We start from the raw sequence: 20,243 nt of genomic DNA on the forward strand, positions 1-20,243 counted from the left end.
ATGGAGCTTGGGCGTGCCGTCAGCCCTTGACGGCACCCTGCATGATGCCCGCCACCAGCTGACGGCCGGCGATGAAGAACATCACGATCAGCGGGATCACGGACAGCGTGACACCCGCCATGATCAGCGACATGTCCTTGAAGTAGGACGCCTGGAGCAGCTGCACGGCCACGGGGAGCGTCGGGTTCGCCGGGCCGAGGAAGATGAACGGACCGAAGAAGGACGTCCACGAGCCGACGAACGCGAACAGGCCGAGCATGAACGCCGCCGGGCGAGCCGCGGGGAGCGCGACGTGCCAGAACGTCCGGATCATCGACGCGCCGTCCACGCGGGCGGCCTCGATGAGCTCGTAGGGCAGCGCCGACTCGAGGTACTGGGTCATCCAGAACACGCCGAACGCCGTGACCAGGCCGGGCACGATGATCGAGGTCAGCTGACCCACCCAGCCGAGCTTCGACATGAGGATGAACAGCGGGACCACGCCGAGCTGCGTCGGGACGGCCGTCGTCGCGATGACGAACACGAGGAGCGGCGCGCGACCGCGGAACCGCAGCTTCGAGAACGAGAAGCCGGCCAGCGTCGAGAACAGCACGACCGACACCGACGTGATGACGGCGACGATGATCGAGTTGCCGAGCGCCGTCCAGAACTGGATGTCCGAGGACAGGACGCGGTTGACGTTGTCCCAGAAGTGCCCCTGCGGGATGAGCGAGGGGATCGGGTTCTGCGCGATGTCCTGCGCCGTCGACGACGCGAAGAGGAACGCGTAGTAGAGCGGCAGGGCCGACGCGAGGACCGCGACGGTCAGCAGGACGTAGGTGACCCAGCCCGGCCGACGGTCCGCGCCCTGGGCGACGCTGCGCCTGCGCGCGGCGGCCCGAGCGGCACCCTTGCCCGCGGTCTGCGAGATGACGGGGACGGAGGGGGCGCTCATCGCCGGACCTTCTTTCGGGACTTCGACGCGTTGTCGGAGGCGATCCGCTTCGTCAGGGAGAAGTTGACCAGGCCGACGATGACGATGATGAGGAACAGGATCCAGGCGACTGCGGCAGCGCGGCCGAAGCTCTTCTGGTTGCCCCAGCCGACCTCGTAGATGTACATCGTCGCGGTCATCCACTGGCGGCTCGGGCCACCCTGGCCGAGCTGGTCGAACAGGCGCGGCTCGTCGAAGATCTGGAGGCCACCGATGGTGGACGTGATGACGACGAAGATGATCGTCGGGCGCAGCATCGGCACGGTGATCGAGAAGAACTGGCGGACGCGCGAGGCGCCGTCGATGACCGCGGCCTCGTACAGGTCGCGCGGGATCGCCTGCATGGCCGCCAGGAGGATCAGCGTGTTGTAGCCGGTCCAGCGGAAGTTGACCATGGTCGCGATCGCGACGTGGCTCGGGAACACCTGCGAGTGCCACCCGATCGGGTTGAGCCCGATGTCCTTGAGGATCGTGTTGATGATGCCGGTCTGGTCCGCGAAGAGGCGGCCGAAGATGAGGGAGACGGCCACGGGGGCGACGACGTAGGGGAGCAGGACGCCCATGCGCCAGAACGTCTTGGCGCGCAGGTTCGCGTCGAGGAGCGCGGCCAGGACGATCGCGATCATCAGCTGCGGGATCGTCGAGATCAGGAAGATCGAGAAGGTGTTGCGGATGCCCTTCCAGAAGTTCGGCTCCTGGAGGACGTACGCGAAGTTCTCCAGGCCGACGAAGTCACCCTGGCCCGCGATGAGGTGCCAGTCGTGCATCGACACCCACGCCGTGTAGATCAGGGGGAAGAGGCCCGTGACCCCGAAGAGGATGAAGAACGGGGAGATGTAGAGGTACGGGGAGAGCTTGACGTCCCAGCGACCGAGGTTCTGGCTGAAGCCGACCCGACGGGGTGCCCTCGGAGGGGTGCTGCTGGCGGCGCGCCGGTCGAGTCTCGGCGGCGTGGTGGAGGTGGCCATCGATAGTCCTTCGGTGCTGTTGGGGCGAAGCCTACGCGGCGGAGGCCGGGCCGATGGAGGTCCATCGGCCCGGCCTCGTCAGCGTCAGCCCAGAGCCGAGACGGCCTGGATGGCCGCGTCCCACTGCTCGGCCGGGTTGCCGCCGTTGACGTCGACCTCGACCAGCGCGTTGTTGAACGCGTCGTTCACGGCGAAGAAGTTCGGGCCCTTGTAGACCGTCGTGATGCCCTTCGCGCGGTTCGCGAGGATCTCACCGGCGGGGGCGTTGTTGAAGAACTCGTTCGTCGAGGAGAGGAGCTCGTCCGACTCGAGAGCCTCGAGCTGGCTCGGGAAGGTGCCCTTGTCGGCGTAGGCCTTGAGCTGCTGCTCGGGAGCCGTCAGCCACGCGGCGAGCTCCTTCGCCTCCTCCGTGTGCGCACCCTGCTCGGGCACCGTCAGGAAGGAACCGCCCCAGTTGCCGGCACCGCCGGGGAAGACGTCGGCGATGTCCCAGCCGGTCACGCCGGCCGAGTTGTTCTCGATGACGCCGAGCATCCAGCCCGGGGCGAGCATCGTCGCGAACGCGTTGTCCGGGCTCTGGAACGCGGCGTTCCAGTCGTCGCTCCACTGCTGGAGGTGCGCCGACAGGTTGTCCGTGGCCGCAGCCTGGACGACCTGGTCGTAGATCTCCTTGATGCGCGGGTTGTCAGCCGCGGTCACCGTGTTGTCGGAGGGGTCCTCGTAGGGGGCCTCCTCCTGGTTGATCATGCCCTGCCAGATGGCGCCGGCCGAGTCGAACCACGGCTTGCCCGTCGCGTCGACGTACTGCTTGCCGACCTTGAAGTACTGGTCCCAGCCGCCGCCGTTCTCGGAGAGCAGCGCGGCGACCTCGGCGCGGTCCGTCGGCAGGCCGGCGGCGGCGAACAGGTCGGAGCGGTACGCGATGGCCTCGGGGCCGATGTCGGTGCCGTAGCCGATGAGCTTGCCGTCGGCCGTCGTGGCCTGCGCGGCCTTCCAGTCGAGCCAGCGGCCCTCGACGTCGGCGGAGTTCAGGTCCACGAACTTGTCCGGGTACTGCAGGAGCTCGGGGAGCCAGTCGACCTCGATGGCCTCGATGTCCGACAGGCCGGAGCCCGCGGCGAGACGCGTGTTGAGGTTCTCGCGGGCCTCGTTCGAGGTCGCGGCCTTCTTGTGCTCGATCGTGACGCCGGGGTGCGACGCCTCGTACTCCGCGAAGAGCTCGTCGGTGTAGCCGAACTCGTTGAACGTCGCGACGGTGAGGGTGATGTTGCCGCCCTCGGTGCCCTCGTCGTCCGAGTTGTCACCCGAGTTCGAGGAGCAGGCGGTGGCGAGGAGGGCGATGCCCGTGACCCCGGCCGCAGCCGCCCACATCTTGCGTGTGGTCTTGCGCACTATGACTCCCTTGTCAGTCGGACGGCGTCCTCGCCGTACCCCTGGGGCGTCCTCGGACCGTCTGCCGCAGGGGGCGCTGACGGGCGTCGGACGTGGGCCTGGTGGACCCCGCGCAGGACCGTCCTTCCGCAGAATGTAGGAGCGTTCCCACGCGCTGCATGAACTGTCGCCCGCTGCTGGTTGAGTGTCAAGGACGTGCGTGGTCGAAACCTGTGTGGTAGCGATCCCACACCCACGTTTGTGCAGGTCAGAGGCCTGCTGGCGTGGCTCCGTGTTACCGAATCGTTACGGCTGCTCAGCCCGTCCGTGATCTGCGATCCACCGTTCGGCGACCTGCTGCTCGACCCCCAGAGCACCACGAATCGCCCGAGCCGCCGCCTCCTCCACCGCGGACCCGAACAACGGGATCTGCGCCTGCAGGTCACCGTCGTAGACGAGGCGGCTCGCCGCCGGTCCCACGGGCTGCAGGGAGCAGCGGCCGGTGAGGCGCACGGGCGCGCCGGCGATCTCGACCACGACCGTCCCCGCGCGCCCGCCGTCGGGCTGCGGCGCCTCCCACGCCTCGACCAGCCGGACGTCGATGCGGTTCCCGACGAACCCGCGCACCTGGGCGGGGATCTGGTCCGAGGGCAGCGCGCGCCGCGTCGCGACGGTGAAGGCCTCGTCGGCGGTGCCCGTGACGTCGACCTGGTGCTCGATCGCGCCGCTCGCGACCACCTTCTGCTCGACGTAGCGCGGGTCGGCCAGCATGAGTCCCGCGGACGTCGCGTCCGTGGCCAGGTCGAGCGTGACGCTCAGGTGCAGCACCGTGGTCCTCCCCGTCCGTGATGGGCCGCCTCGGCGGCCGGCGACGGGCGTGCGGCCGCGTCGCGTCGTGTGCTGGAAGGCTAGTCGCCCTGTCGCCCGGCGGCGCGGAGGCAGCACCAGTGGGCGCTCGACGCGTCTCGGGTCGCGCGGCGGCACCTACCCTGGAGTCGTGTCCACGCTGAGCACGCTCGTCGCCCGCCACGCCACGCTCGACGTCGCCGACCTCGAGTGGCTGCACCTGCTCGTCGGGGACTGGCAGGTCGTGTCCGACCTCGCGTTCGCCGACCTCGTGCTCTGGCTGCCCACCGACGACGACGACTTCGTCGCGGTCGCGCAGTGCCGCCCGTCGACCGGCGCGACCGTGCACTACGACGACGTCGTCGGGTCGCTCGCCCCCGAGGGCCAGCGGCCGCAGCTGCGCCGGGCGCTCGAGGAGCGGGCCCCGCAGCGCTCGCGCGAGCCCCGCTGGTTCGGCTCGTACGCGGTCCGCGAGGAGGCCGTCCCCGTCGTGCGGCGCGGACGGGCGATCGCCGTCGTCGCGCGCCAGACGAACCTCGGCGGCGCCCGCACGCCCAGCCGCCTCGAGCTGAACTACGTCGAGGCCGCCGACGAGATCTTCGGCATGATCGCGCGCGGCGAGTTCCCCGCGACCGACGCACCCACGGGTCCGCGTCGAGGCGCCCCCCGCGTCGGCGACGGCCTCGTGCGCCTCAACTCCGAGGGCGAGGTCCTCTATGCGAGCCCCAACGCGCTCTCGTGCTTCCACCGGCTCGGCGCGCTCGGCGACCTCGTGGGCCGCTCGCTCGTCGAGGTGACCGCCGACCTCGTCGAGCAGAGCGCGACGGTCGACGAGTCGATGCCGCTCGTGCTCATGGGGCGGGCGCCGTGGCGTACCGACGTCGAGGCGCGCGGTGTCGCGCTCTCGCTGCGTGCCGTGCCGCTGACCGAGCACGGGCAGCGGCTCGGCGCCGTGCTCCTGTGCCGCGACGTCTCCGAGCTCCGGCGGCGCGAGCGCGAGCTCATCACCAAGGACGCGACGATCCGCGAGATCCACCACCGCGTGAAGAACAACCTGCAGACCGTCGCCGCCCTCCTGCGGCTGCAGTCCCGGCGCATGAGCTCGCCCGAGGCCAAGGAGGCGCTCGGCGAGGCGATGCGCCGCGTCGCGACGATCGCGCTCGTCCACGAGACGCTCTCGCAGACGCTCGACGAGAGCGTCCCGTTCGACGACCTCGTGGGTCGCAGCCTGCGTCTGGCGGCCGACGTGGCGACCGCGGGCGCGCACGTGCGGACCGTCGTCAAGGGCTCGTTCGGGTCGGTCCCCGCCGAGGACGCGACCGCGCTCGCCCTCGTGCTCACCGAGCTCGTCACCAACGCGGTCGAGCACGGCTTCGACGGGCGGGAGTCCGGGACGGTCGAGATCGTCGTCGACCGCGACGGTGACGACCTGCGCGTCGAGGTCGCCGACGACGGTGCCGGCCTGCCGCCCGACCGCGGCGCCGGCACGGGCCTGGGCACGCAGATCGTCTCGACCCTCGTCACGAACGAGATGGGCGGCACCATCGCGTGGGGAGCGCGTGACGGCGGTGGCACGTCCGTGGTCATCGAGGCGCGGCTGCGGCACGGCCGGGACGGCGCGGCCGTCGTCCCCTGAGCCGGGTCCCGCGGGTGCTCCGCGGGGATCGCGAGCCGCTCGCACCCTGCGGAGCGTGACCCACGCGCTGGACGGATGGCCGACGAGCGGCTCGTACCCGGCGCTCGTGACCGACGCGCGGGGCGGCGGATCGACGAGCAGTCCGGACCGCGACGTGGCGTGAGCGACGCGCGGTTGCGGACAGGCGACGAGCCGGCCGGACCGGGACGTGGCGCGAGCGACGTGCGGACAGGCGACGAGCCGGCCGGACCGCGACGTGGCGGGAGCGACGTGCGGACAGGCGACGAGCCGGCCGGACCGCGACGTGGCGGGAGCGACGTGCGGACAGGCGACGAGCCGGCCGGACCGCGACGTGGCGGGAGCGACGTGCGGACAGGCGACGAGCCGGCCGGACCGCGACGTGGCGGGAGCGACGTGCGGACAGGCGACGAGCCGGCCGGACCGCGACGTGGCGGGAGCGACGTGCGGACAGGCGACGAGCCGGCCGGACCGCGACGTGGCGCGAGCGGCACGTGACGTCCGGACAGACGACGAGACGGCCGCACCCCCCGGGGGTGCGGCCGTCTCGGTGAGCTGCGGTGCTGCCGGGTCAGCCGGCGCGGCGCTGGCGGGCGGTGCGGCGCTTGAGCGCGCGGCGCTCGTCCTCGGACAGGCCGCCCCAGACGCCCGCGTCCTGACCGGTCTCGATCGCCCACTTGAGGCACGTGTCGACGACGTCGCAACGACGGCACACGGCCTTCGCCTCGTCGATCTGCAGCAGCGCCGGACCCGTGTTGCCGATCGGGAAGAACAGCTCGGGGTCCTCGTCGAGACACGCTGCGCGGTGGCGCCAATCCATGACAGATCTCTCCTTGGGCACACGGCTGTCCGACGCCCTGGGGTTGAGGGCGCGCGACGGCCGGGTGTGATCGGGGTGGGGGGACGTGCTCCATCTAGGGTCACATCACGGTCGACGGCGCACAAGGGGTTACGAGAACGTTTCGCTTGGGTAACGACTGAGGCGTTGGTCACATCTGTGCGCGGCCTGTGAGCGACTCCGCGGTCACGATGCCGGATTGCCGAACGTTTGTCCAGGTCAGAGCGCCTGATGAGCATGCGGCAGCTGCCGTCCACGGCTCGCCCTCGGTGAGCGCCGGGACGCCTAGGCTCGGGTCCGTGACCCCCCGCCCGCGCCTCCTCGCTGTGACCTGTGTCCTAGTGCTGCTCGAATCCGTGGTAGTGGCGGGACTCGGGGTCGCCTTCGTGGTCTCGCTCGTCCGCGGCGCGACCGCCCTCGCCGCCCCGACCGCGTTCCTGGTCGCGTTCTGCGCGGGCATCGCGGCGCTCCTCGCGCTCGCCGCGCGGGGCCTCTGGGCGGGCCGCCGGTGGGCGCGGTCGCCGGTGATGACGTGGCAGGTGCTGCTCGTCGTCCTCGCCGTCGGATGGCTCGGTCAGGAGGTCACGGCGTGGGCCGTCGCCGTCCTCACCGTGGCCGTGGTCGTGGGCGTCCTGCTCCTCGTGCCGTCGGTCGTCGCCGCGACCGCTCACCGCGCGACCGACGGGTCCGACCCCGCGTCGTAGACCTGCACGGGGACGGTTCGACGGTCGACGACCAGCACGGCGCGCCCCGGCGGGCGCTCGCGCGGGTCGACCAGCCAGGGCGCCGCAGGCCCGACGAGCTCCGCGCCGGCCGGGTCGTGCGCGTCGAGCACCAGCAGCTGCCGCGCACGCACGAGCGCAGCGTGCGGTCCGCGGAACGCGCCCGCCGCCTGGGGGGTCGTCGCCGCGACGACGCGCGCCCCACGCCGTCCGCGGACGAGCCGCTCGACCGCATCGGCCCGCGCCGGGGACACGCGCTCGAGCTCGTCGAGGTCATCCACCAGGAGCACCGCGTCGTCGGGGACCGCGTCCGGCGCGACGCGCGGGACGTCGGACAGCGCCGTCGGGCCGAGCGCGTCGGGACGTCCGGGCGGGCCGTCTGCGCCCGGAGGACCGAGCGGGACGTCCGCACCGGGAGGACCGAGCGGGCCGCCTCCGCCGGGAGGTCGGAGCGGGCCGTCCGCGCCGGGAGGTCCGAGCGGGCCGGTGGCGCCTCGCCGGACCGACGTGGTCGCGTCGTCCCGCTCGTCGACGAGCCGCACGACGCGCGCACCTGCCGCACGCAGCCCCGCGGCCACGACGGCGAGCGCCGTGGTCCGACCTGACCCGGGCGGACCGACGACGAGCAAGGGCCGCGCGGTGTCCACGACCACCTCGCTCGCGTCGTCGCCGCCCACACCGATCGGGACGACGGAGCCCCCGACGTGTCGCGCGGCAGGCGGCTCCGCCGACTCGCGTCCCGTTGTCGGACGTCCTGTCGTCGGACGTCCCGTCGTCGACGGTTCAGCCGTCGCCGCCTCCGCCATCGTCGGTTCCGCCGTCGCACGGTCTGCCGATGCGTCGCGTCGCACGTGCGGCACGCGTCCGACCACGTCGCGCTGGTGGTCGGGTGACGTCCCCGCGGGAGCGGCCGCGGTGAGGGCGGCGCGCGGGGGGAGCTGGACCGTGCGGGGGAGGGGCAGCACCCGCACGACCGCAGGGTCGGGTGTCCTCGGTGCAGGTGCAGGTGCAGGTGCAGGTGCAGGTGCGGGTGCGGGTGCGGGTGCGGGCGCCGGTGCGGGTGCAGGCGCAGGCACCGGCACGGGCGCAGGCGCCGGCACGGCGACAGGTGCGTGCGCGGGCGCACGCAGGGGCAAGGGCGGACTCGTGGGCACAGCCGCTGGCGCGGTCGTGGGTGCGGTCGTCACCGGTGCGGATCCGGAGGCGGACGCGTGCGTGTGCGCGGCGATCCCCACGGTGGCGGCGGTGTCCTCCGGCGGGGTGACGACGTGGCACAGGACGGCGTGCCCGTCGCGCAGGTGGACGCCGCGCCCGGCGGGTCCGCGCGGTCCGGACAGGGCCGCGGGCACGCCCGCCAGGGCGTCGAGCGACGCGTCGCCGAGGGGCAGCACGAGCCGGTCGCGGAAGCCCGCGGCGTGATGGAGGGCTGCCGTCGTCACGTCGACCGTGGCGGCGACGGCGACGCGAGCGTCCCCCCGCCAGCACGCGGTGAGGCGGTCGGCGCCGGCGCCGCGCGCGAGGGTCGCCAGGTGGTCGAGCGCCTCGGTGAGGCCGTCGACGAGCAGCAGTCCGGGCGACCTCGCCGCCGTGAGGAGCTCGAGCAGGCGCGCGAGCCGACGGACCTCGTCGACGCCGACGACCGTGCCGAGTCGCCCGTGCGCGTCGGCGTGTCGCAGCCGTGCCACCGCGGCGGCGGGAAGGCCGACGGCGTGCACGGGCAGGCCCGCGGCCAGCGCCTGCACGCCGAGCGCCGTCAGGGTCGTCGTGCGGCCCGAGCCGGGTCCGCCGAGGACGAGGAGATGTCCGCCGCCCGGATCCCAGCGCACCGGGCAGCGGCGTTGCTCCTCGGGGAGGTCGCCGAGCGCGACCGCGAGCCCCGGTCCGTCGGGCACGCCCTGCACGTCGACGCGTGCGGGCAGCGCGGGCACCCACGGCACGTGTCCGACGCGTCGGCCGGCCGCCGCGGCGACCGCGGCCTCGACCCAGGCGTGGACGTCCAGGTCACGGACGCCGCCTCGGGGACCCGCCGCGCTGTCGCGCACCTGCGAGCTGCCGTCGCCCCGCGGACCCGGGCCGTCCGTCGTCTCGTGGGCATCCTGCGGCGCGGGGTCGCCGGCCTGCGTCGGGACGTCGGCGACCGGCCGGGGCACCCAGCCGGTGGGTGATCCGGCGAGCCCCGCGGACGCGAGCCGGGCGGGCGGCGCGCCGGTGCCCGGACGGGGGCGCGCGACCTGCACGACCTCCGTGGGCAGCGACCCGCGACGCAGCACGGCGCGGCCGGGGGTGCGCGGGTCGAGCCGGGCGGCCCCGGGGTCGTCGACGACGTCCCGTGAGTCCGCGTCGTCGGCGACCCGCAGCGCGACGCGCAGCTCGACGTTCGCCCGCAGGTCGGCGGTGACGACGCCCGCCGGCCGCTGCGTGGCGAGCACGAGGTGGATCCCGAGGGCGCGGCCCTGGGCGGCGAGCCGTGCGAGCGTCGCGACGGCGTCGGGGACGTCGTCGGCGAGCGCCCGGAGCTCGTCCACGACGACGAGGAGCCGGGGTGGTGTCGCCGCGTCGCGCGGGTCGAGGTCCGCGACGTCGTGAGCGCCGCGGGCGGCGAGCAGCCGTTCGCGGCGCCGGCTCTCGGCACGCAGCCCCGCCAGCACGCGCTGCGTCCGCGCGGCGTCGAGGTCCGTGACGTGGTCGAGCACGTGGGGGAGCCCGGCGACCGCACCGAGCCCCGTGCCGCCCTTGAAGTCGACGAGCAGCACGGCGAGCCGTTCGGGCCCGTGCGTGAGGGCGAGGGCGAGCACGAGGGTCGTGAGGAGCTCCGACTTGCCGGCGCCGGTGGTGCCGGCGACCAGCGCGTGGGGGCCGTCGGTGACGAGGTCGACCGTGACCGCCTCGCCGCCGGCGCCGCGCCCCAGCCGCGCGACGAGCCCCGTCCCCGCGGTCGACCACGCCGCGAGGACTGCGTCCGGACGAGCAGCAGGGACACCCGGGAGGTCGCCGAGCGCGACGTGCGCGGGCGGTGCGGCGACCGGGGGCCGTGCACCGGCGAGCTCGCGGAGGGTGCGGGCGCGCAGGAGCTGCGCACGGGCGCGCTCCGCGGTGACGGCGTGCCACGGGACGACCGCCGGTGCCGCGCCTCCGGCGTGCAGCCGCGCACCGTCGGGGGCGACCTCGAGCACGTGCCGGCACCAGGCGGGCACGTCGGCACGGCGACCGAGCACGAGCAGCAGGCGGTGCCGCCCCGGGGCGCCGGCGCGCCACACGGCGAGCCTCCCGAGGGTCGCCGGGTCGTCGCACACGACGACGGTGCCCGGGTCGCCGGGCGCAGGCAGCGGCTCTCGCGGCTCGACGGGGGCGGTCCACCCCCAGCCGTCCGGCCGACGGGAGACGACGACGAGGTCGGCGGCCGCGTGGCTGCCCAGCTCCGCGAGCACGACGGCCCGGGCGGTCGCTGCCGCGTCCTGCGGGTTGCCGACGACGGCGAGGCATCCGTCCGCGGACCACGGCACGCCGCCCCGGACGCGGCCGCCGCGCCCCAGCGTCGCCGCGGTCGTGACGAACGTGAGGTCCGCCGGGTCGCGCGGGACGCGCTCCGGCGCGGGCGTGGGACCGTCCGGCTCGTCGCCGTCCCCGTCCCGGTCCCCGTGCCCGCGCCCGTACCCGAGCCCGTGCCCGCGCCCGTACCCGTGCCCGTGCCCGTGCCGGTGCCCGTGCCTGTGGTCATACGCATGCGCCGAGCGGTCGGTCCCGTCCCGCCTGTGCCCCGCACCGTCCGCCGCGCCGCGCCGGCGCCGACGTCGAGCGAGGTGCACGCCCAGGCCGACGAGCGGCACGACGAGCCCGACGAGCAGCAGCGCGGGCTGCCGCAGGACGAGCGCGAGCGCGACGCTGCCCGCGAGCGGGGCGAGCCAGGTCACGACCTGCTCGGCGTCGCCGCGCCCGCGCTCGCGCTCGGGGTGACCGGTGCCGTGGGGACCGTCGTCCTCGCCCCACGGTGCCGGTCCGACGCGCAGGGCAAGCGACGCACGGCCCGTGACGAGCAGGTGGCCGGCCCGCCACCGGACCCAGCGGCCTGGCGGGAGGGTGCGCGTGCGTCGGCGCATCCGTGCGGCGGGCGAGGACGTGCGCGGCGCGACGAGCGCCGGTCCCCGCTCGCCCGGAACGACGTGCGGTGCGTCTCCCGGGTCCGGTCGCCCGGCACGTGGGCCTCGCCCTCGGGCGACGCGGCCCGGCCGTGCGCCGGCCGCTTCCGCGCGCCCCTGGCCGGGCGGCGTGGGCCGGCCCGTGACAGCCGTGCGCTGCTCGTCGGAGGTCCGCCGCGGCCCGGTGACCGGCGCGCGGCGAGAGGTCGACGACGCAGTCACCCGGACGTGGACGCGACGTCCGCGCCCGCGGACCTCGATCGCACCCGCCCGAGCGACAGCCGCCGCGGGAACACCGACGCCGGCGTCGCCCCCGCCGGGGTGACCCGTCCCGAGGCCACCCCGGCCGCGGAGGTCGCCGGGTGCGGGCCCGCCGTCGGCGCCGAGCGTCACGACACCGTCGTCGGGGACGGCGACGAGCGCACCGCCGGCGGGTCCGGCGACGACGGCCACGTGCCGCCGCGCCTGGACGGCGAGGCGCTCGGGCGGCGGCTGCCCGGGACCGGCGCGCAGCACGGCACCCGGGAGGAGCGGGTGCTGGCCGACGGGGTGCGTCTCGTCGAGCACCGCGTCGTCGACGGCCAGCCGGACGGCGCTGCCGGCCCAGCCGGACCAGCCGGTGAGCCGGGCGAGGTGCGGCCGGAGCGCGCCGATCGTGGTGCCGGGGTCGACGTCGACCTCCGTGGTGCACGGCGCAGGGCCGCGCGCCGGGTCGGGGTGGACGGTGAGGAGGCGCACCCGGGGAGGCTGCCGTGGGCGGGCGTGCCGAGACCGGCGGACCCGTGGGAGGTGTGGACGTCGCCACCACCCACAGGCCCGCCGGTCGGCTCGCCGATCATCAGTCGACGGCCAGCGCCGCCACGGGTGACGTCCGGGCCGCGGACCGGCCGGGGAGCACGGACGCGAGCAGCCCGGCGGCGAGCGCCACGGCCAGGACCATGAGCAGGTCGTCCCACGGCAGCGCGAGCTGCATCTCGCCCATCCCGGCCAGGATGATCGCGGCCCCGGCCCAGCCGTACAGCAGCCCCAGCAGCGTGCCGAGCACCGCGCCCATGCCGGCGATGAGCATCCCCTCGTAGGCGAGCATCCACCGCAGCTGGCGCCGCGACATGCCGATCGCGCGCAGCGTCGCCGACTCGCGCCGCCGCTCGATCACGGACAGGGACAGCGTGTTCGCGACCCCGACGACCGCGATGACGACCGCGACGCCCAGCAGCCCGACGACGACCGCGAGCAGGTCGTCGATGAGGTTCTCGTACTGCTGGCGCTCGGCGCCGGCGCTCTCGACGAGCACCGCGTCGGACGACACCGCGTCGTTGATCGCGAGCGCGGTCGTCGCGGCGTCGACGTCGGGATCGAGCCGCACCCACAGCGTCTGCACGGGCGCCTCGCCGACCAGCCCGCGCAGCGTCGCGGGCGTGACGACGGCGTCGACGCCGCCGAGCGACGAGTGCACGGCGCGCAGCGTGGCCGACTCGCCCGTCGGCTCGCCGTCGGTGCCGACGGCCTCGACCGTCGTGTCACCCTCGGTCACCGTGTCCTCGCGCGCGGCCGGCAGGACGACCGTCCCGTCCTCGAGCCGGTCGAGCGCGTCGGCGTCGCGCAGCACCGCGGCGGCCTCGGCCGGGTCGGGGGCCCGCAGCACGACGAAGGTCCCGTCACCCAGGACGACGGACGCGGTGGGCACCTCGACGACCTGCTCGACACCGGGGACGTCGGCGACCTCCGCGGCGACGGACGCCGGGACGGACTCGTCACCCGCGCCGCCGACCGCGCTGACCGCGACGTCGACGGGGTAGTGGTCCTCGAGCCCGGCGGTGATCGAGCGGCGTGCGCTCGCCGCGCCCGTGCTCATGAGCACGACGAGCGTGACGCCGATGAGCAGCGCGGTGCTGGTCGTCGCGGTGCGTCGCGGGTTGCGCAGCGTGTTCGCGGCGGCGAGCCGCGCGCTCGTGCCGGTCGTCGCGAGCGCGCGGCCCGCGAGAGAGACGACCCGCGGGATCCAGAAGACGGCACCCAGCAGTACGCCGACGAAGGACAGCGCCCCGCCGAGGACGCCGAGCCCGAGCAGCAGGACGGGCTCGCCGACCTGCGCGGCGCTCGCGGCGACCGCGACCAGCAGACCTGCGGCGCCGCCGAGCACGAGCAGCAGGGACAGCGCGAGCCGGACGCGCCCCCCGCGCGCCGACACCGACGGTGCGTCGACCGGGCGCAGGGCCGCGACCGGGGACACGCGCGTCGCCTCACGGGCCGGGACGAGCGACGCGACGGCGGTGACCAGCGTGCCGACGAGGAGCGGCACGAGCACGACCGTCGGCGTCACCGCGATCGTCGACGGCAGCGGCGTGCCGGTGTCCGCCCGGGCCAGGACCGCGAGCGCGACCTGCGCGAGCCCGAGGCCCAGGACGACGCCACCGATCGACGCGGCGACCCCGAGGACCGTCGCCTCGAACAGCACCGACAGGCGCAGCTGACGCTTGACGGCGCCCACGCACCGCAGCAGCGCGAGCGTGCGGGCACGCTGCGCGACGAGGACCTGGAAGGTGTTCGCGATGACGAGCGCGGCGACGAGCAGCGCGACCGCCGCGAAGCCGAGCACGACCATGACGAGCGCGTTGCCGGAGCCGGTGATCTGCTCGACCGCGGCCTCGGCGGCCTCGCGCTTGGTGAGGACGTCGGCGTCGTCGAGCGCCGTCGTGACGTCGGCCTGGACCTGGGACGAGCCGTCGGTCACGACGAGGAGCTGCGCGGGCACGCTGTCCTGCGCGGCCTCGCTCGACCACTCGAGCACGTCGGGCGTCGTCGCGAGGCCCGCGCCGCCGTAGGCCGACCAGGCACCCGCGGGGTCGTCGGCGAGGCCGACGACGGTCACGTCGCCCTCGTGCTCGGTCCACTCGCCGTCGTCGGACGGCGACGACCACCGGACCTCGAGGGTGTCGCCGACGGCCGCGTCGAGCCGGTCGAGCGTCGTCGCGGGCAGCGCGACCTCGCCCGCGGCCGCGGGGACGCGGCCGGTCTGGGCGACGACCGACGCGAGCCGCTCGTCGCCGGGCTGCGCGAGCAGCATCTGGTAGGTGGTGCGCGCGCCGTTCGACAGCTCGGCACCGCCGAGCAGGAGCGGGTCGGCCGCGACGACGCCGGGCACGTCGCGGACGGTGTCGAGGTCCTGGACCGCGGCCCCGGACGTCACGACGAGGTCCGCGTCGCCGAACTGCGCGGTCACCGAGTCGTACCCGGTGCGCTGCAGGACGTTCCCGGCGACGAGCGTCGCGGCGAGGAACGCGGTGCCGATCGCGATCGCGACGGCGGCGGCCGTGAGCCGGCCGACGCTGCGCCGCATCTGCGCGAGGGTGAGGCGCAGCATCAGGCGCTCACCGCCGAGCCGGTCGACGTCTCGAGGGTGCGCAGCGCGTCGAGCCCGGCGAGGACGGCGTCGGGCGTCGGGTCGACGATGTCGCCCGCGATGCGCCCGTCGGCCAGCAGGACCACGCGGTCGGCGTACGCGGCGGCGGTCGGGTCGTGCGTGACCATGATGACGGTGCGGCCGAGCTCGCGGACCGAGCGACGCAGGAAGCTCAGCACCTCGGCCCCGGAGCGCGAGTCGAGGTTGCCGGTGGGCTCGTCGGCGAACACGACCTCGGGCTTGGCGATGAGCGCGCGGGCGATCGCGACGCGCTGCTGCTGCCCGCCGGACAGCTCGCTCGGGCGGTGCGTGAGCCGCTGCCGCAGGCCGAGGGTGTCGACGAGCGTGTCGAGCCACGCCGGGTCGGGCTTCTGCCCCGCGAGCTCGAGCGGCAGCAGGACGTTCTGCTCCGCCGTGAACATCGGCAGCAGGTTGAACGACTGGAACACGAACCCGACGCGGTCGCGGCGCAGCCGCGTGAGCGCACCGTCGTCGAGCCCCGACAGGCGGGTCGTGCCGAGCATCGCCTCGCCCGACGTGGCCTGGTCGAGCCCCGCCAGCAGGTGCATGAGCGTCGACTTGCCCGACCCGGACGGGCCCATGATCGCGGTGAAGGCCCCCGCGGCGAAGTCGACGTCGACGCCGTCGAGCGCGCGCACCGCGGCGGCGCCCTGGCCGTACACCTTCGTCAGACCGCGCGCCCGGGACGCGACCGCGTCCTCGCGCCGGGGGTCGGGACCGGAGGCGGGTCCGGACGGTACGTACACGGTCGTGTCCACGACAAGGGCTCCTCGGGGCTGTGGCGGGCGACGTCGGTCGACGACACCTCGACGGTAGGTCGGCCGGTGCGGCACCCGCGTCGGGCCCGGGTCGCGACCGCGGGCCGGCGTCGTACGCCCTGGGGCTGACGCCCGGGACGGTGCGGTGCGACCGCCGGAGCAGCCCCGACGCCCGCCGGGGCGGACGTCACTCGCCGGGGCGGACGAGCTCCGTCTCGTAGGCGATGACGACGGCCTGCACGCGGTCGCGCGCGCCGAGCTTCGCGAGGATCCGCCCCACGTGCGTCTTGACGGTCGCCTCGGCGACGAACAGGTCCTGCCCGATCTCGGTGTTGGAGCGGCCCTTGGCCATGAGGACGAGGACCTCGCGCTCGCGGTCGGTGAGCTCGGCCACGGCCGCGCGGGCGGGGTCGCTCGGCGCGCCCGGCCGGTCCGGCGGCAGGACGGTGACGAGGTGCTCGAGCAGGCGGCGCGTGCTCGACGGCGCGATGACCGCGTCACCGCGGTGCACGGTCCGGATCGCGGCGAGCATCTCCTCGGGCGGCGCGTCCTTGAGCAGGAAGCCGCTGGCGCCCGCGCGGATCGCGGCGAGCACGTACTCGTCGAGGTCGAACGTCGTGAGCACGATGACGCGCGGCGCGGGCACCGTCTCGGACGCACCCGCCGTGAGGTGCGCGGTCGCGGTGAGCCCGTCCATGGTGGGCATCCGGACGTCCATCAGCACGACGTCGACCTGACCCGTCGCGCGCGTGAGCGCCTGCACGGCCTGTGCGCCGTCACCGGCCTCGAGGACGACCTCGAGGTCGGGCTGGGAGTCGATCACCATGCGGAAGCCCGCGCGCACGAGCTGCTGGTCGTCGACGAGCGCGACGCGCACCGGGGGCGTCGGGGTCTCGGTCATCGGTCGTCCTGTCGGGAGGAGGCGGCGGGCGGGGGAGCGTCGAGCGTGCTCGTCGTGGGGGGCGGCGCCGCGACGGCCGGGCCGGTGGGCAGCTCCGCGCGCACACGGTAACCGCCGCCGGGCCGCGGCCCGGCGGTCACGGTGCCGCCGAACAGCGCGGCACGCTCGCGCATGCCGAGCAGGCCGTGGCCGAGCCCGTCCGACCCCGCGGACGCGCCCCGCCCGTCGTCGGAGACCTCGAGCGCGAGCGCGTCGGGGCGCCACGACATCACGACCGTGACGGACGGGTCGGGGCCTGCGTGCTTGAGCACGTTCGTGAGCGCCTCCTGGGTGATGCGGAACGCCGTGAGCCCGACGCCGGGAGGGAGGTGGCGCGGGGTCCCCGTGCGCACGAGCGACACGCGCAGGCCGCTCGCGCGCACCTGCTCGACCAGGTGCGGGACGTCCTCGACGGACGGCTGCGGCGTGACGGCGGGACCAGGAGGCGTGGGACCGGCGGGTCCGCCGCCCGCGGGGGGCGCCGTGCCGAGCGCGGCTGCGGTCCCGGCGGGCGGGGCGACGACCGGGATGCTCCCGGTGGGCGTGGGTGGTCCCTCGCGCAGCACGCCCAGGAGGCGCCGCATGTCGGTGAGCGCCGCACGTCCGGTCTCGCCGATCGTGCCGAGTGCGCGCGTCGCGGCGGCCGGGTCGGCGCTCGCGGCGTACCGGCCCCCGTCGGCCTGCGCGATCATGACGGTGAGCGAGTGGGCGACGATGTCGTGCATCTCGCGCGCGATGCGCGCACGCTCGGCGGCGGTCGCGATCTGGGCCTGCTGGTCGCGCTCGCGCTCGAGCCGGGTCGCACGGTCCACGAGCGCCTCGAGCGTCTCGCGCCGCGAGCGGCGTGCGAGGCCGAACGCCCACACGGCCGCGGCGACGGACCACACGAAGATCGTCGTCGCGACCGCCGACGGCGGGTTCCACCAGGTCACGAGCGTGATCGGCAGCAGCACGCCGCCCACGATCGCGCCCACCATCGCGACGCGGTGCGCCCAGCGCGGGCCGTGCACGGTCACCGAGTAGAGCGCCACGAGCACCGCGAAGTCGGCGGGGATCATGAGCGGCGTGACGAACAGCATCTGCAGCAGCGCGACCGAGTAGACGGTCGCGGCGGACGCCGCGGGCCGGACGCGTCGCCAGGCCAGCGGCGCGATGAGGAGGAACGCCACCAGCAGGTCGGGCACCGCGCGCGCCGACGAGCCGTCGAGGAAGTTGACGTTGAGCGTGAGGCCGAACAGCAGCACGACGAGCGTGCCGAGCAGGTCGACGACGAACCGGTGGGAGTCCTCCCAGCGCAGCACCCGGTCCCACCAGCTCACGCGACGAGCCTAGGCGGGCCGCCGCCGTGCGTCGTGCACCCGCGGTCGGACCCCGGTCGGCCCACCGCACGACTGCGGGAGGACCCGGCCGCCGCCGACGTGCGCCCGGAGGTGCGCGCCGCGCCGACCTCGACCGACATCGCGTGGGCACTGGCGGACCAGACCGTCCCGTGACCTAGCATGGGGCGATGACCCAGGTGCTGCTGGCGGAGGACGATCCCGCGATTGCCGAGCCTTTGGCCCGCGCCCTCGGGCGTGAAGGTTACGACGTGCGCGTGCAAGGCACGGGTCAAGGTGCGATCGACGGTGCCTCGTCGGCCGACCTCGTCGTGCTCGACCTCGGGCTGCCCGACATGGACGGGCTCGACGTCGCACGCGCGATCCGCAACCAGGGCCTCACGACCCCCGTCCTCGTGCTCACCGCGCGCGCCGACGAGGTCGACCTCGTCGTCGGGCTCGACGCGGGTGCCGACGACTACGTCACCAAGCCCTTCCGGCTCGCGGAGCTGCTCGCCCGCGTGCGGGCACTCCTCCGTCGCAGCGTGGGCGACCCCGCGGACGAGGACGAGCTGCACGCGCAGAACGTGCGCGTCGACGTCGCGGCGCACCGCGCGTTCCAGGGCGAGCGCGAGCTGCACCTGACGGCCAAGGAGTTCGACCTGCTGCGCGTGCTCGTCGCCGCCGCGGGGACCGTCGTCGCGCGTGAGACCCTCATGCGGGAGGTGTGGGGCTCCGACCCGACGGGCTCGACCAAGACGCTCGACATGCACGTCTCGTGGCTGCGTCGCAAGCTCGGCGACGACGCGGGCGCCCCGCGCTACGTCACGACGGTGCGCGGCATGGGCTTCCGGTTCGAGACGGGCGCGGGCGAGCGGGTCTGACGCGTGCGCCGTCGCGTCCTCCAGGCGACGATCGCGGCGGTCACCGTCGCGGTCGTCCTGCTGGGCTTCCCGCTCGCGTTCCTCGGCGCGCAGCTCGTCCGTGAGAACGAGCTGCGCCGGCTCGAGGCACGGCTGGACTCGGCGGCCGAGACCGTCGACTTCCGCGCCGACTCCGGCATCGCCTACACCGACCGCATGCTCGAGCCCGCGGCGGGCCGGGTCGACGAGATCCCCGCGAACGTCGTCGTCCGCACGACCGACGGCGAGATCTACGAGGCGGGCACCCCGGTCGAGGGCCGCGCGCTCACGCTCGAGACCACGACGGACTCGCACGCCGTGGTCGTGCTGTCGGTCTCGTTCTGGGACGTCTTCTGGGTGAGCGCCCGCGTCATCGCGCTCGTCGTCGTCGCGGCGGTCGTGGCCTTCGCGGCGGGCATCGCGATGGCGATCTGGCAGGCGAACAGGCTCGCCGCACCCCTCGTCTACCTCGCGGCGTCGGCCGAGCAGCTCGGGTCGGGGCAGGTCCGGCCGCGCCTCGAACCGTCGGGCGTCGAGGAGATCGACCTCGTCGCGGCCGAGCTCGCCCGGTCCGCCGACCGCATGGCGGGGCGCCTGGCCGCCGAGCGGCAGTTCGCGTCCGACGCGTCCCACCAGCTGCGCACGCCGCTCACCGCGCTGTCCATGCGGCTCGAGGAGATCACGCTCGCGACCGACGACCCGCAGGTGCGCGAGGAGGCCCGCATCTCGCTCGAGCAGGTCGAGCGCCTCGTGCGGGTCGTCGACGACCTGCTCACGAGCTCGCGCCGCGCGCAGGGCGGCACGACCGAGGCCGTCCCGCTCATCGACGTCGTGCACCAGCAGGAGGAGGAGTGGGCCCCGACGTTCGCCGCGGCGGGCCGGCGCCTGGTCGTCGAGGTCGACCCCCAGACCCAGGTGCTCGCGACGCCCGGCGCGCTCGCGCAGGTGCTCGCGACGCTCATCGAGAACTCCCTCAAGCACGGGGCGGGGACCACGACGGTGCGGTCGCGCACGGGCGGGCCGTCGGGGGCGGTCGTGGTCGAGGTCGCCGACGAGGGCACGGGCGTGCCCGACGAGCTCGCGGGCCGGATCTTCGAGCGTGAGGTCACGTCGGGTGCGGGAACGGGGCTCGGCCTCGCGCTCGCACGCGACCTCGCCAGCGCCGACGGCGGCCGCCTCGAGCTCGCGCAGCGCCGTCCGGCGGTCTTCGCGCTCTTCCTGTCCGGGGTGCCCGCGTCCATGCGCCCGGACGTGGTCCTGCCGCTCGGCGCCGTGGTGTCGGCGCGACCCGACCGTCGCCGGCGCTGACCCGCCCGCGTCACGCCGCCTGAGCCGACCGGGCGAAAAGTCGGTTTCGCCCGCACTTGTCGCCTGGATCGGCGCCGTGGTCCCGTA

General features: G+C 75.0%; 14 protein-coding genes. 4 read left to right on the forward strand and 10 right to left on the reverse strand.

Annotated features, from left to right (window positions below; genetic code table 11):
- Positions 1 to 19: 19 nt before the first annotated feature.
- The 4 genes from KOV94_RS13910 to KOV94_RS13925 form a co-directional block, all read right to left on the reverse strand.
- Positions 20 to 934, reverse strand: a complete 915-nt coding sequence (locus KOV94_RS13910) for a carbohydrate ABC transporter permease (RefSeq protein WP_218052373.1) — start codon at positions 932 to 934, stop codon at positions 20 to 22.
- Positions 931 to 1,941: a carbohydrate ABC transporter permease gene (locus KOV94_RS13915; protein ID WP_124342800.1), complete on the reverse strand. Its 1,011-nt coding sequence runs from the start codon at positions 1,939 to 1,941 to the stop codon at positions 931 to 933. The genes KOV94_RS13910 and KOV94_RS13915 overlap by 4 nt, the downstream gene beginning before the upstream one ends.
- An 84-nt stretch (positions 1,942 to 2,025) precedes the next feature.
- Positions 2,026 to 3,333, reverse strand: a complete 1,308-nt coding sequence (locus tag KOV94_RS13920; RefSeq protein ID WP_235843425.1) for an ABC transporter substrate-binding protein — start codon at positions 3,331 to 3,333, stop codon at positions 2,026 to 2,028.
- A gap of 285 nt (positions 3,334 to 3,618) precedes the next feature.
- A complete protein-coding gene (locus KOV94_RS13925; protein WP_308160548.1) occupies positions 3,619 to 4,140 on the reverse strand; it encodes a DUF2505 domain-containing protein in 522 nt (173 codons plus the stop codon).
- Positions 4,141 to 4,309: 169 nt separating this feature from the next.
- Between KOV94_RS13925 and KOV94_RS13930 the strand changes: the two genes are divergently transcribed.
- Positions 4,310 to 5,794, forward strand: coding sequence for a sensor histidine kinase (locus KOV94_RS13930; RefSeq protein ID WP_218052374.1), 1,485 nt, complete (start codon positions 4,310 to 4,312; stop codon positions 5,792 to 5,794).
- Positions 5,795 to 6,383: 589 nt separating this feature from the next.
- Here the strand turns inward: KOV94_RS13930 and KOV94_RS13935 are convergent.
- Positions 6,384 to 6,632: a WhiB family transcriptional regulator gene (locus KOV94_RS13935; RefSeq protein ID WP_013771685.1), complete on the reverse strand. Its 249-nt coding sequence runs from the start codon at positions 6,630 to 6,632 to the stop codon at positions 6,384 to 6,386.
- Between the two features lie 380 nt (positions 6,633 to 7,012).
- Here KOV94_RS13935 and KOV94_RS13940 point away from each other — a divergent pair, with 380 nt between their 5' ends.
- Entirely contained in the window at positions 7,013 to 7,354 is a 342-nt protein-coding gene (locus KOV94_RS13940; RefSeq protein ID WP_235843592.1) for a hypothetical protein, read from the forward strand.
- Here KOV94_RS13940 and KOV94_RS13945 read toward each other — a convergent pair.
- The 5 genes from KOV94_RS13945 to KOV94_RS13965 all read right to left on the reverse strand — a co-directional run bounded on the left by KOV94_RS13945 (position 7,318) and on the right by KOV94_RS13965 (position 17,949).
- Positions 7,318 to 12,246 carry an FtsK/SpoIIIE domain-containing protein gene (locus KOV94_RS13945; RefSeq protein WP_218052375.1) on the reverse strand — a complete coding sequence of 1,643 codons (4,929 nt, stop codon included), beginning with the start codon at positions 12,244 to 12,246 and terminating at the stop codon, positions 7,318 to 7,320. The two genes, KOV94_RS13940 and KOV94_RS13945, sit on opposite strands and share 37 nt — an antisense overlap.
- A 100-nt stretch (positions 12,247 to 12,346) precedes the next feature.
- On the reverse strand, positions 12,347 to 14,872 hold the full coding sequence (locus KOV94_RS13950; protein ID WP_218052376.1) for an FtsX-like permease family protein: 2,526 nt from the start codon (positions 14,870 to 14,872) through the stop codon (positions 12,347 to 12,349).
- Positions 14,872 to 15,690, reverse strand: a complete 819-nt coding sequence (locus tag KOV94_RS13955; protein ID WP_371852296.1) for an ABC transporter ATP-binding protein — start codon at positions 15,688 to 15,690, stop codon at positions 14,872 to 14,874. The genes KOV94_RS13950 and KOV94_RS13955 overlap by 1 nt, the downstream gene beginning before the upstream one ends.
- A 187-nt stretch (positions 15,691 to 15,877) precedes the next feature.
- Positions 15,878 to 16,591: a response regulator gene (locus KOV94_RS13960; protein ID WP_124341171.1), complete on the reverse strand. Its 714-nt coding sequence runs from the start codon at positions 16,589 to 16,591 to the stop codon at positions 15,878 to 15,880.
- On the reverse strand, positions 16,588 to 17,949 hold the full coding sequence (locus KOV94_RS13965) for a sensor histidine kinase (RefSeq protein WP_218052377.1): 1,362 nt from the start codon (positions 17,947 to 17,949) through the stop codon (positions 16,588 to 16,590). The genes KOV94_RS13960 and KOV94_RS13965 overlap by 4 nt, the downstream gene beginning before the upstream one ends.
- Positions 17,950 to 18,137: 188 nt before the next feature.
- Here KOV94_RS13965 and KOV94_RS13970 point away from each other — a divergent pair, with 188 nt between their 5' ends.
- Together KOV94_RS13970 and KOV94_RS13975 are read left to right on the forward strand one after the other, a co-directional pair.
- The gene (locus KOV94_RS13970) at positions 18,138 to 18,830 is read left to right on the forward strand and encodes a response regulator transcription factor (RefSeq protein WP_124341173.1); all 693 of its coding nucleotides are present in this window, start codon (positions 18,138 to 18,140) and stop codon (positions 18,828 to 18,830) included.
- Positions 18,831 to 18,833: 3 nt separating this feature from the next.
- Positions 18,834 to 20,156: a sensor histidine kinase gene (locus KOV94_RS13975; protein ID WP_218052378.1), complete on the forward strand. Its 1,323-nt coding sequence runs from the start codon at positions 18,834 to 18,836 to the stop codon at positions 20,154 to 20,156.
- The last annotated feature ends 87 nt before the right edge of the window (positions 20,157 to 20,243 follow it).

Origin of the sequence: Cellulomonas algicola, assembly GCF_019024305.1 — a bacterium.
GTDB classification, from domain to species: Bacteria; Actinomycetota; Actinomycetes; order Actinomycetales; family Cellulomonadaceae; genus Cellulomonas; species Cellulomonas algicola.